We start from the raw sequence: 12,695 nt of genomic DNA on the forward strand, positions 1-12,695 counted from the left end.
TCAGTCGCCGCCTCGGTCTGATGTCCGCATGAGAACGAAAGCGGAACATCTCCACTTAATCGGCCATGGCGGCGATGGCAAGAGGGAGGCGGATTACTCCGCCTGCAGATATCGGCGCTCGTGGCGCAGGCCGAGGCTGGTGAGCAGTTCGTAGCCGATCGTCCCGCCGGCACGGGCGGCATCGTCGAGCGCAATGTTTTCGCCGAACAGCTCGATGTAGTCGCCGGGCCGGACTGCGCCTTCGGTCAGGTCCGTCACGTCGAAGATCGTCAGGTCCATGGTGATGCGCCCGATCACGGGAACACTTTGGCCCGCCACGAAGCCGAAGGCACCCGGACTGCCGTCCGCCCGAAGCGGAATACCGGAGCCCGAGAGCGACCGCAGGTAGCCGTCGGCATAGCCGACCGAAGCGACCGCCAGCCGGCTCTGGCGCGTCAGCCGATGGGTCGCGCCGTAGCTGACCGTCTCACCGACGCCCGCGTCGCGGATCTGGATGATCCTCGCCTCGGCTTTTGCGACCGCCCGCAGCGGCGCCATGCCGGCAACGGATTCGCCGCCGTAGAGAGCAATGCCGGGGCGCGTCAGGTCGAAGTGATAGTCCGGCCCGAGGAAGATGCCGGCGGAGGCGGAAAGGCTTGATTCGATGCCTTCGAAAGCGGCGCTAACCTGCCGGAAGGATTCAAGCTGCGCCCTGTTGGTCGGGGAGGAGGGCGTGTCACCGCTGTGCAAATGCGAGAGGATGAGAACGGGCGAGAAGCTCGCCGGTCGCGACACGTCCTCTGCCAGCGCCAGCGCTTCCTCGAGCGCCAGCCCAAGCCGGTTGAACCCGGTATCGACCTGCAGCGCACACGGATAGTCGCCGTGTTCGGCGATCACCGCCATCCAGAACGCCAGCTGTTCTTCGGAGGCAAGCACCGGCACGAGGTCGTTCTCGAAGAAGATTCGCTCCTGGCCGGGCCAGATGCCGGACAGCACGAAGATGCGCGCGTCGGGCGCATAGGCGCGAAGCGTCGCGCCTTCCTGCGCCACCGCCACGAAGAAGTCGCGCGCCCCGGCTTCGTAGAGCGTCGAGCCGCAGTCCTCGAGCCCCAGCCCGTAGGCATCCGCCTTGACCACGGCCGCCGCCCGCGCAGCTCCCGACCGCTGCCCCATGTCCCGCCAGTTGTCCGCCAGCGCCTGCAGGTCGACCGTCAGCCGCACCGGGGCGATGTCGAAATCGTCGATCAGGTCGGGGAACTCGTCATGGTCGGTCATGGAGATGCAAAATCCGTCGTCTGGTGCGGAGGGGCAGGGCGTCGTCAAGCCTTCCGAAGAAAGCTTAGTGCTCTTCGTACTGGATGAAGCTCGACTCGGCGAGATCGGTGAAGCGGGTGAACTCCGACTGGAAGGCGAGCTTGACGGTGCCGGTCGGTCCGTGACGCTGCTTGGCGATGATCACGTCGGCCGTGCCCTTGACCTTCTCGAAGAGCTGTTCCCACTCGGGATACTTCGGATCGGAAATGTCGCGGGGCTCCATGTTCTTCACGTAGTATTCCTCGCGGAACACGAAGAGCACCACGTCGGCGTCCTGCTCGATGGAGCCCGATTCGCGAAGGTCGGAGAGCTGCGGGCGCTTGTCCTCGCGGCTTTCCACCTGGCGCGACAGCTGCGAGAGCGCAACGATCGGAACGTTCAGCTCCTTGCCGAGCGCCTTCAGGCCTGTGGTGATCTGGGTGATTTCCTGCACGCGGTTCTCGCCGGATTTTCCCGACCCCGTCATCAGCTGGATATAGTCGACGACCAGGCAATCGAGGCCGCGCTGGCGCTTCAGGCGCCGGGCCCGGGCCGAGAGCTGGGCGATCGAGATGCCACCGGTCTGGTCGATGAACAGCGGCACCTTCTGCATCATCTGGGAGCAGGCCACCAGCTTCTCGAAGTCGGCCTCGGTGATGTCGCCGCGGCGGATCTTGGAGGAGGAGACTTCGGTCTGCTCGGAGATGATACGGGTGGCGAGCTGCTCGGACGACATTTCGAGCGAGTAGAAGCCGACGACGCCGCCGTTCCGGGCCTTGTAGGAGCCGTCCGGCTGCACCTCCGGCTCATAGGCGGCGGCGATATTGTAGGCGATGTTGGTCGCCAGCGAGGTCTTGCCCATGCCCGGGCGTCCGGCAAGCACGATCAAGTCGGACCGCTGCAACCCGCCCATCTTCGCATCGAGCGAGACGATGCCGGTGGAAATGCCCGACAGCTGCCCGTCGCGCTCGAAGGCGGCACCGGCCATGTCGATCGCGAGCGCCACCGCGTCGTTGAACGACTGGAAGCCGCCGTCGTAGCGACCGGTCTCGGCCAGTTCGAAGAGACGGCGTTCGGTGTCCTCGATCTGCGTCTGCGGCGGCATGTCGAGCGGCGCGTCATAGGCGATGTTGACCATGTCCTCGCCGATCGTGATCAGCGCCCGGCGCAGCGCCAGGTCGTAGATCGCCCGGCCATAGTCTTCCGCGTTGATGATCGACACGGCTTCGGCGGCCAGACGCGCCAGATACTGCGCGACCGTCAGGTCGCCGACACGCTCTTCCGCCGGCAGGAAGGTCTTCATGGTGACGGGATTGGCCGTCTTGCCCATGCGGATGATGTCGCCGGCCACCTCGAAGATCCGGCGGTGCAGCGGCTCGTGCAGATGCGGCGGCTTCAGGAAGTCCGAAACCCGGTAATAGGCGTCGTTGTTGACGAGGATGGCGCCGAGCAGCGCTTGCTCCGCCTCGATATTGTTCGGGGCCTCGCGGTAGTGCGGTTCGGCGTCCTTGTTGCTGAGTGCCGTCAGCTTGCGTGCTACGTCCTGCATGTCGTCCAATCGAGTCTGTCGTGCTTCAGCGCCATCCTACCGCACTCTGAGGCAGCCATGGGGGAGACGACGCGAGAATCTTGCGAAACCGGCGATCTCCACAGCCTGGCATGAGCCTGTGGATAAAAAACGCGCTGAAACAAACGAGATGTGTTGACCGTGGCAAAAGGGCCGAAGCCTGCCACGGTCGAACAAGAATAGCCTCTGCCGCGTCCGCCTACAAGGCCGCAGGCGTGGCCCGGTAGCCGGAAAACTGTCGGTAGAGCACCGGCAGGACCAGCGCGAAACCGATCAGCGACGAGGTGAGCTCCGGCACGACGAGCAGGATGGCCGACAGGATCAGCAGCGGTTTCTCCCACGCGGCGGTTCTGACCAGCATGAAGCCGGAGAGGGCGGCCCCGAGGAAGGTGATGCCGAGCGTGCAGCCGATGAAGGCGATGAAGAAATTGCTCCAGGTGAAGTCCGCCGTCACCAGCAGCAGGGACGGGGAGAAGACGAAGACGAAGGGCACCAGGATCTTGCCGAGCCCGAGTCGGAAGGCGGTATTGCCCGTCTTGAACGGATCGGCCCCCGCCATGCCGGCCGCCGCATAGGCCGCGAGCGCCACGGGCGGCGTGATGTCGGCCAGCACCCCGTAATAGAAGACGAAGAAATGCGCCACGATCGGCTCGACGCCCAGCATGCCGAGGGTCGGCGCGGCGATGGTCGCCATAATGATGTAGTTGGCGGTCGTCGGGATGCCGCAGCCCATCAGGATGCAGACGATGCCGGTCATGATCAGCGTGAAGAGGAGCGTCAGCGCCTGCGGCCCGAACCAGGCTGCCGGCATGAAGGTGCCGATGAAGGCGGCGATCTCGGCGGCCGTCGTCGTCACGATATAGGAGATCTTGAAGCCGACGCCGGTCAGCGTCACCACGCCGACGACGATGCCGACGGTGGCGGCCGCCGCACCGACGGCGAGCGCATATTTCGCGCCGTCGCGCAGGCTGTCGAACATCTCTGCGGGCGACATGCGCCTGCGCGGGTTGAAGAGGCCGACCAGCACGCAGAGCGTGATACCCCAGAAGGCGGCGAGATAGGGCGTGTAGCCGGAAAGCAGGATTCCGACGAGCACGACGAGCGGAATGACGGTCGGCCAGTCACGCTTGAAGGCTTCCTTCAGGTCCGGCATTTCCTCCTTGGTCATGCCGCGCATGCCGGTGCGCTTGGCCTCGAAGTGGACCTGCACCAGCACGCCGAAGAAATGCATGAAGGCCGGCACGATCGCGGCGATGATGATGGTCGTATAGGGCAGGTTGAGGAATTCGATCATCAGGAAGGCAGCCGCCCCCATGATCGGCGGCGTGATCTGCCCGCCGGTCGACGATGCCGCCTCGACGGCCCCCGCGAAGGGGCGCGAGTAGCCCATGCGGATCATCGCCGGGATCGTCAGCGATCCGACCGTTACCGTGTTGGCGACGGACGAACCGGAGATCATGCCGAACAGTGCCGAACCGAAGATCGACACCTTTGCCGGACCGCCGGCATAGCGACCGGCAACCCATGCGGCGCAATCGAGGAAGAGCTGGCCAAGCCCGATGCGGGTCGCAAACACGCCAAACAGCACGAAGTGGAAGACATAGGTCGCCACGACGCCGAGCGCGATGCCGTAGATGCCCTGGCTCGTCAGGTAGAGGTGGTTGATCAGCTGCGAGAAGGACGCACCCGGATGCACGAGGATGCCCGGCATCGACGGCCCGTAGATGGAATAGGTCATGAAGCAGATGGCGATGATCGGCAAAGGCCAGCCGACGGAGCGGCGCGTCGCCTCCAGGAGGACGAGGACGAGAATGCCGCCGAGCACCACGTCCGTCGTCGTCGGATTGCCGACCCGGAAGGCGAGATCGTCGAGGGGGATGAAGGGCACATGCATGACCGCCACGACGGCACCGATCGCCAGCGCCCAGTCGAACAGCGAGATGCCGAGCGGGCGGATCAGGCTTGCGCGTGCCGGCTCGCTGTATCCCGTCTTGGAAAAGGGGAAGACCAGGAAGATCAGCCCGAGCACGAAGGACAGATGGATGCCGCGGTGGAGCATTTCCGACAGCAGGCCGAAGCCGGCGGTATAATAGTGGAAGACCGACAGGGCGACGAGCAGGGTGCCGACGATGCGGGCGGCCATCGGCGCCAGCGGCCGGAACCGGATTTCCGAATCGAACTGTTCTTCCAGCTCGCGCGCCTTTGCCTCGTCCAGCTCCATCGGAGCGATCTTGTCGCCGTCGGCCATGGATGTCCCTCTGCCTGTATCGCCTTGTCTCAACAAAAAGCGGCGGCCTGCTTCTGGCGGACCGCCGCTGTTCTTCCGGGTGGGCGTCAGCCGCTTATTTCAGCGCGCCGACTTCCTTGTAGAAGCGCTCGGCGCCCGGATGCAGCGGAATGCCGAGGCTCGTCGTGGCGTTCTGCAGCGTGATCATCTTGCCCTTGGCGTGGCCGGCGTCGAGTTCCTTGCGCGTGTTCTCGTCCCACATCGTCTTGGTGATGTTGTAGACGAGGTCGTCGGACTGCTTGGCGCTCGTCACCCACTGGGCGGCAACCGAGATGGTCGGGGTTTCGGCAACGCCCGAATAGGTTTCAGCCGGAACCGTGTCCTTGGAGAAGAAGCTGTATTCCTCGAGCAGCTTGTCTACTTCCGGACCGCTGATCGGCACGAGCGAGATGCCTGCGGATGTCGCCAGTTCCGAGACCGCGCCGGTCGGATAGCCGCCGACGAAGAAGTAGGCGTCGAGCGCGCCGTCACGCAGCATGTCGCCGGCCGGGCCGGGCTTCAGGTGTTCCGCCTCGATGTCGTCTTCGGTCAGGCCGAAGGCGCCGAGAACGATGCGGGCGTCGACGATCGTGCCCGAGCCAGGCTCGTCGATCGAGACGCGCTTGCCCTTCAGGTCGGCAATCGAGTTGATGCCGGCATCCTTGCGGGCGACCACATGGATGGTTTCCGGATAGAGGGTGGCGATGAGGCGCAGGTCTTCGACCTTGCCCTTGCCTTCGTAGAGGCCGGTGCCGGTGTGCGCCCAGTAGGCGACGTCCGACTGGGTGAAGCCCGATTCCATCGAGCCGCCCTGGATGGCGTTGATGTTGGCGACCGAGCCGTTGGAGGCCACCGCCGTGGCGACCAGGCCTTCGACGCCCTTGCCCTCGGCGCCGGAGATCGCGTTGGCGATCAGGCCGCCGATCGGGTAGTAGGTGCCGGCGGTGCCGCCGGTGCCGATGCGGAAGAAGGCGGGCGACTGTGCGAAGGCGACGCTGGCGCCGACCGCGAGCACGCCGACCATGGCGATCAGACTCTTGTGGAATTTCATGGGTGTTCCCTTTCTCCTGTTTTTTTCACCATGGAGAAGGATCAGCCGCTGTGTCAACAGCCTCCCCGTCTTGTCCCGCTTTTGCCATCCGCATTCATGCAAAAGGCCCCCGGCGGTATCCGCCGGGGGCCTTTTGCATGTCTGGATGTCGACGAAGGCTTATTCTTCGTCTTCGTCGCGGTCTGCGTCCGGATCGAAGAAGTCTTCCGGACGAAGGGCATCTTCGTCGACGCCGTAGATGGCGTCAGCCGAGGTCAGGCTCTCGCCCTGTGCCTGGCGGGCAGCTTCTTCGGCCGTACGGGCCACGTTGATCTCGATCTCGATCTCGACTTCCGCATGCAGCAGGAGCGTGACCTTGTGCAGGCCAATGGCCTTGATCGGCTGGCTGAGGTCGACCTGGTTGCGGCCGATGTTGAAGCCTTCGGCAGCAAGTGCTTCGACGATGTCGCGGGCAGCGACCGAACCGTAGAGCTGGCCGGTTTCGCCGGCCGAGCGGACCATGACGAAGATCTTGCCCTTCAGCGCTTCGGCTACCTGCTCGGCTTCGCCCTTGCGCTCGAGGTTGCGGGCTTCAAGCGTCGCGCGCTCGGCATCGAAGCGCTTCTTGTTGGCTTCGTTGGAGCGCAGTGCCTTGCCCTGGGGCAGAAGGAAGTTACGGGCGTAGCCGTCACGGACCTTTACGGTCTCGCCCATCTGGCCGAGCCGGGCGATCCGTTCAAGAAGAATAACATGCATGGACGTGTCCTTTCGAGAAGTTACTTGGTTTCGTTGGTTTGATCTGCGTCTCGCCCCGGCGTCAGCGCGATCGTCCGTCGCGTGTCGGCAATGCCGAGAACGAGGATGAAGAGCGCCGGCAGGAGCATGAACGAGGAGAGATAGGCAAGCACCAGTACCGGCAGGCGCCAGTCCTTGCCCTTGCTGCGGTAGTGCAGGCCGGCAAAGCCGGCCATCAGGAAGCCGGCGCCGAAGGTGCCGCAGACGGTGGCGCCGATCATCGCCGGGACGCCGCCGAGGAAGGTGGCGAGGATGCCGGCAAGGAAGACGAAGATCGCATAGCGGTTCATCCGCAGCGCCGACGGCATGTCCTCGCGCGGGCGAAGGGCACGCGCCGAGCGGGAGACCAGGCGGGTGGCGATGTAATAGGCCGCAAACAGCAGGAGGACCCACAGCCCGCCCTGGATCATCGGCAGCATCAGCACGAACATCGACTTCGTCTGCGCCAGGCCGGCCGGATCCGGTATCAGCGTCGGGTCCTGCGTCTGCAGGGCCTGGGTCATCATGTCGACCATCTCGTTGGTCAGGTCCGGCCCGTAGCCGATCACCACGCCGAGCGCGATGACGGCAAGCGTCACCAGGCCGCAGAGATGCAGAAGGATGTCCGAGAGCGGGTACCAGGCCAGGAGGTCATCCGGTCCGCCGACTTCGGACGCCGGACGCGCCAGATTGGCAAGGTGTGACAGCCAGCCCGCGGGAATCAGGGTGAAGATCGCCATGGTCAGCGCAAAGGGCAGCGACACGATGAGCGCGCCAAGGACTGCGGCGGTGACAATCGCCATCACGGCGGTGCGGTTGCCCCAGCCGAGGCCGGCGACCAGAATGGGGAGGGCGGAGGCGGCGTAAAGAACGGAGGCGAGCGCCGGCTGCGACATCGCCACCAGCACAAGCAGGGTAGCGACAACGCCGGCAAGAATGCCGATCGGCAGCAATGTCTGGTTCGATGTCTTCACGGTCTCGCTGTCCTGCGCAAAGCAGTTAGGGGATCACGCCCGGATCTTTCGGGCATTTCCATCCCCAACATGGGATTTGTGGTCATTCCGATCCGCGCCCATCGCGGAAGGGACGAGGCTCGCCGAATGCTCGGCGAGCCTCTGTTCGGATTTACGCTACGACGTAGGGCAGCAGGCCGAGGAAGCGGGCGCGCTTGATCGCCTTGGCGAGTTCGCGCTGCTTCTTCTGGGAAACGGCCGTGATGCGCGACGGTACGATCTTGCCGCGCTCGGAAATGTAGCGCTGCAGGAGACGAACGTCCTTGTAGTCGATCCGCGGTGCATTGGCGCCCGAGAAGGGGCAGGTCTTGCGGCGGCGGTGGAACGGACGGCGTGCCGGAGCGGCGGAAATGTCAGCCATGATGTTTTCTCCTTAAGCTCTATTACGCACGGTCTTCGCGCGGACGGCGCTCGAAGCCACCTTCGCGCGGGCCACGATCTTCGCGGGGACCACGGTCAGGACGAGGACCACGATCGCGGTCGCCGAAGCTCGGACGGTCGCCGTCACGACGCGGACGGTCGTCACGATCGCGCTTCTGCATCATCGCGGAAGGACCTTCTTCGTGCTTCTCGACGGAAACCGTCATGTAGCGAAGGATGTCTTCGTTGATGCGCATCTGGCGTTCCATCTCGTGCACGGCAGCTGCCGGTGCGTCGATGTCCATCAGTGCGTAATGAGCCTTGCGGTTCTTGTTCATGCGGTAGGTGAGGGACTTGAGGCCCCAGTTTTCTACGCGCCCGACCTTGCCGCCATTCGCTTCGAGGACACCCTTGTACTGTTCTACGAGGGCATCGACCTGCTGCGCGGACATATCCTGTCGGGCAAGGAATACGTGTTCATAAAGAGCCATGTAAGCTTTGCCTTTTCTTGCGTTTAGTCTGTCACCCGGCTTCGGCGGCTAAGCCTCAACGACTGCTCCTGATGGGCATCAAAGCCCGGCAAGAAAAGTTGTTTGATCGAGACGGTCGAGAGCGGAGACACGGGAGGCTGGAACCTTGTGGTCCCTGCAGTCCGGTTGCCCGGACCTGCCCTCCGTTCAGCCACCAGCCAGAAGACCGGGTGTTCGAACAGGCGCGCTTATACGCGCAACGGCTGGAAACGCAAGGGCCAAGCCGCAATTTTGCGGCCTACACCTGGACCAGCACGACCGTGTAGACGCCGTAGAGCACCAGCATCGCACCGGCCACGAGCCTGCGGACACCGACATGCGTCAGCAGCAGCGCGGCCAGTCCGAGCGTCACCGCCAGCATCACCGGCACGTCGAAGCTCCCGAAGCGGGGAGCGACCGCGATCGGCTGGATGATCGAGGTGACGCCCAGGATGAACAGGATGTTGAAGATGTTCGATCCGACGATATTGCCGATCATGATGTCGGAATGCTTGCGCAGCGCCGACATCACGCCCGTGGCCAACTCCGGCAGCGAGGTGCCGACGGCAACCACGGTCAGCCCGATTACGGCCTCCGAGATGCCGAATTCCCGGGCGAGGTTCGTCGCCCCGCGCACCAGCGATTCAGCGCCGACGAAGAGCGTCGCAAGGCCGCCCAGAATCAGGAGGGCCGTGAAGCCGCTTCCCAGGGCCTCGTGACGAACCTCGTCGTCCAGGACAACGGCCTTGCCGCGGCTCTGCAGGTAGGCATAGCCGAGGTAGGCGGCCAGGAACACCACCATCAGAAGGCCGGCCAGGCGGCCGATTTCGCTGAACTGGACCAGGGCGAGCAGGAGAACGGCGGAGCCGATCATCACGTAGGTGTCCCGTTTGACACTCTTGTCCCAGTCGGAAATCGGGAAGATCAGGCCGCAGAAGCCGATGATCAGCAGGATGTTGGCGGCATTCGAGCCGACGACGTTGCCAAGGGCGATGTCGGAAGACCCGAAAAGGGCAGCCCGCAGCGAAACGAGCAGTTCGGGCATCGAGGTGCCGAAGCCGACGATGATCAGCGAGACCAGCAGCGTGGGGATGCCGAGTTTGTAAGCCAGTGCGATGGCCCCGCGCAGGAGCCATTCCGCACCGAAATAAAGGCCGACCAGGCCACCCAAAACCAGCAAATAGTCCATAGAACCCCCATGTTGCGCTCGCAGCGCATTGAAATTGATCGGGACCCAATTGGAGGGCCCGGGTCCAGTTTCACAGTCCATGCCACTTCACATTTTCGTTGGATCGTGGCGCCGGTCCCGGGCGAGAGGTCTCAGATCGGCATCGGATACTGCCGGTAGACGCCGGCGATGTCCTTTTTCGCCTCGTCGCTCAGGCTCACGTCCTTTGCTCCGATGGCCGTCTTCAGCTGCTCCATGCTGGTCGCGCCGATGATGACGGAGGTCATGAACGGGCGCGCCAGGCAAAAGGCGAGGGCCATCTGCGCCAGGTCGAGCCCGTGCTTGGCCGCCACCGCTGCATAGGCCTTGACCGCCGGCTCCTGCAGCGGCTGCAGGCGACCGCCGAGGTCGCTGTTGATGCTGGCGCGCGAACCCTCGGGGCGGGCGCCGTCCAGGTATTTGCCGCTCAGGATGCCGGCTGCCAGCGGCGAATAGGCCAGCAGCCCGACGTCCTCGTGATGGGAGACTTCCGCGAGATCGAGATCGAACGGCCGGTAGAGAAGATTGTACTCGTTCTGGATCGAGGCGACGCGCGGCAGGCCCTTGGCCTCGGCGGTCTTCAGGTACTGCATCGTACCCCAGGCCGATTCGTTGGAGAGGCCCACGGCGCGGATCTTGCCGTCCTTCACGAGGTCGTTCAGCGCTTCCAGTTTTTCCGCGATGCCGGACATGGCGTCGGCGCTGTCCTGTGTCGAGGCATCGAAATCCCAGGAGTTGCGGAAATGATAATGCCCGCGGTTCGGCCAGTGGATCTGGTAGAGGTCGAGATAGTCCGTCTGCAGGCGCCTCAGGCTGGCATCGACTGCCTCTTTGATCGTCTCCCTGTCGACCGGCCGGCCATCGCGGATATGCGGACGGCCGCTGCCGGCGATCTTGCTTGCGAGCACGACGTCCTTGCGCTTGCCGGTCTTCTTCAGCCAGCTGCCGATGAACTCTTCGGTACGGCCGTAGGTCTCGGCGCTCACCGGCGTGGTCGGGTAAAGCTCGGCGGTGTCGAAGAAATTGACCCCGGCCTCCAGCGCATGATCCATCTGCTGATGCGCCTCGGTCTCGGTGTTCTGCGACCCCCAGGTCATCGTTCCGAGGCAGATCTCCGACACGGAGATGTCCGTGCAGCCCAGTGTATTGAATTTCATGAAGTCGATCCCGTGCTTGCAGATGCCGCAAACTTAATCCGGAATTGCTGCAGTGCAAGCGTCCGGTCACCCTGCCGGCGGGCACGTCCGATCCGGACACGCCCCAATGCAACTTTCCGGGAGCAAATTGCATTGGGGCGGGCAGATGGCTAGACGGTGGCCGGATTGCATTGATTTTGGAGCTTTTTCAAATGGATGATTCCTCACCCCGATCGGATGTCTCCGGTGTTCCGGATGCCGGAGCGCCGCCCTCCCACGGACACTGGAAGCTGATCGGACCCGGCATTGTTGCCGCCGCCACTGGCGTTGGCGCCGGCGACCTGGTCGCCACGCTGATCGCCGGCTCCCGGTTCGGCTATGCGCTTCTCTGGGCCGCCGTCATCGGCTGCATCGTCAAGATTGCGCTCGCCGAGGGCTCTGCCCGCTACCACCTGGCGACCGGCTCCACCATGCTGGACGGCTGGCGTTCGCTCGGCCGCTGGACGAGCTGGTATTTCGGCATCTACATCATCATCTGGGGCTTCGTGTATGGCGCCACCGCGATGAGCGCGACCGCTCTGCCGCTGGCGGCGCTCTTCCCCTTCCTGCCGCTCTGGGCCTGGGCGATGATCTCCGGTCTCTCCTGTGCCGCCTTCGTGGCATACAACCGCTACGAGGTCTTCGAGAACACCATGAAGATCTGCATCGGCGTGATGTTCGTGATCGTCGTGGGCGTGGCCATCCTGGTTGGCCCGAACGTCGGCGAAGCCATCGCCGGCCTGGTACCGAGCATTCCGGAAGGGTCCGCCTTCTATACGCTCGGCCTGATCGGCGGCGTCGGCGGCACGATCACCATGGCCTCCTACGGCTACTGGGTGAATGCCAAGGGCTGGCGCACGCCCGCCTGGATGGGCATCATGCGGCTCGACAACCGCGTCGCCTATGTCGTCACCGGCATCTTCGTCATTTCCATGCTGATCGTCGGCGCCGAGCTCCTCTATACCGCGCAGATCGCCCTGACGAACGGCGACCGCGGCCTGCTCGACCTGCGCGCCGTACTGGCCGAACGATTCGGCGGCACGGTCGCGACGCTCTTCCTCGTCGGCTTCTTCGCCACCGCCATCTCGTCCATTCTGGGCGTCTGGAACGGCGTTTCCCTCCTGTTCGCCGACTTCGTCCGCAACATGCGCGGTGACACCGGTTCGCGGGTGGGACTGGAGAAGACCCCGGCCTTCCGCTTCTACCTGTTCTGGCTGACGATCCCGCCGATGGTCCTCCTCTACTTCGGACGCCCGTTCCTGCTCGTCATCATCTACGGGGCTCTCGGCGCCTTCTTCATGCCCTTCCTGGCGCTGACGCTGATCTGGCTCCTCAATTCGAAGAGGGTGCCGGTGGAATGGCGCAGCGGCTGGCTGTCCAACGGTCTGCTCGGCATTTCCGCCTTGCTGTTCATCGTCCTGTCGGCCAACGAGATCGTCCGCCTGTTCTCCGGCGGCTGACGGGGCCGCTGCGGCCCTCCGCCTTGACTCCTGACCCTGGAACGTGAATTGGAAGTGCAAAA

The 12,695-nt window shown here is 64.2% G+C and carries 11 protein-coding genes; 1 reads left to right on the forward strand and 10 read right to left on the reverse strand.

From position 1 onward, the window contains the following. Positions 1–93: 93 nt before the first annotated feature. From alr to EO99_RS0109730, 10 genes are all read right to left on the reverse strand, one after another. On the reverse strand, positions 94–1,254 hold the full coding sequence (gene alr, locus EO99_RS0109685) for an alanine racemase (protein ID WP_029618444.1): 1,161 nt from the start codon (positions 1,252–1,254) through the stop codon (positions 94–96). Between the two features lie 64 nt (positions 1,255–1,318). Then, positions 1,319–2,821 (reverse strand): replicative DNA helicase, encoded by a 1,503-nt coding sequence (locus EO99_RS0109690; RefSeq protein ID WP_029618445.1) that lies wholly within the window; start codon positions 2,819–2,821, stop codon positions 1,319–1,321. Positions 2,822–3,038: 217 nt separating this feature from the next. Then, positions 3,039–5,087, reverse strand: a complete 2,049-nt coding sequence (locus tag EO99_RS0109695) for a TRAP transporter permease (protein WP_029618446.1) — start codon at positions 5,085–5,087, stop codon at positions 3,039–3,041. Between the two features lie 94 nt (positions 5,088–5,181). Further along, positions 5,182–6,156, reverse strand: coding sequence for a TAXI family TRAP transporter solute-binding subunit (locus tag EO99_RS0109700; RefSeq protein ID WP_029618447.1), 975 nt, complete (start codon positions 6,154–6,156; stop codon positions 5,182–5,184). 159 nt (positions 6,157–6,315) lie between these two features. Further along, a complete protein-coding gene (gene rplI, locus EO99_RS0109705; RefSeq protein ID WP_029618448.1) occupies positions 6,316–6,891 on the reverse strand; it encodes a 50S ribosomal protein L9 in 576 nt (191 codons plus the stop codon). 20 nt (positions 6,892–6,911) lie between these two features. Next, a complete protein-coding gene (locus EO99_RS0109710) occupies positions 6,912–7,883 on the reverse strand; it encodes a DUF2232 domain-containing protein (RefSeq protein WP_029618449.1) in 972 nt (323 codons plus the stop codon). Between the two features lie 151 nt (positions 7,884–8,034). Beyond that, on the reverse strand, positions 8,035–8,283 hold the full coding sequence (gene rpsR, locus EO99_RS0109715; RefSeq protein WP_029618450.1) for a 30S ribosomal protein S18: 249 nt from the start codon (positions 8,281–8,283) through the stop codon (positions 8,035–8,037). 22 nt (positions 8,284–8,305) lie between these two features. Further along, the gene (rpsF, locus tag EO99_RS0109720; RefSeq protein WP_029618451.1) at positions 8,306–8,773 is read right to left on the reverse strand and encodes a 30S ribosomal protein S6; all 468 of its coding nucleotides are present in this window, start codon (positions 8,771–8,773) and stop codon (positions 8,306–8,308) included. 277 nt (positions 8,774–9,050) lie between these two features. Further along, entirely contained in the window at positions 9,051–9,980 is a 930-nt protein-coding gene (locus tag EO99_RS0109725) for a calcium/sodium antiporter (protein WP_029618452.1), read from the reverse strand. A gap of 131 nt (positions 9,981–10,111) precedes the next feature. After that, a complete protein-coding gene (locus tag EO99_RS0109730) occupies positions 10,112–11,155 on the reverse strand; it encodes an aldo/keto reductase (protein WP_029618453.1) in 1,044 nt (347 codons plus the stop codon). Positions 11,156–11,346: 191 nt separating this feature from the next. Between EO99_RS0109730 and EO99_RS0109735 the strand changes: the two genes are divergently transcribed. Next, a complete protein-coding gene (locus EO99_RS0109735; RefSeq protein ID WP_029618454.1) occupies positions 11,347–12,633 on the forward strand; it encodes an Nramp family divalent metal transporter in 1,287 nt (428 codons plus the stop codon). Positions 12,634–12,695 lie beyond the last annotated feature (62 nt).

The organism is Pseudorhizobium marinum (genome assembly GCF_000705355.1).
Lineage (GTDB): Bacteria > Pseudomonadota > Alphaproteobacteria > Rhizobiales > Rhizobiaceae > Neorhizobium > Neorhizobium pelagicum.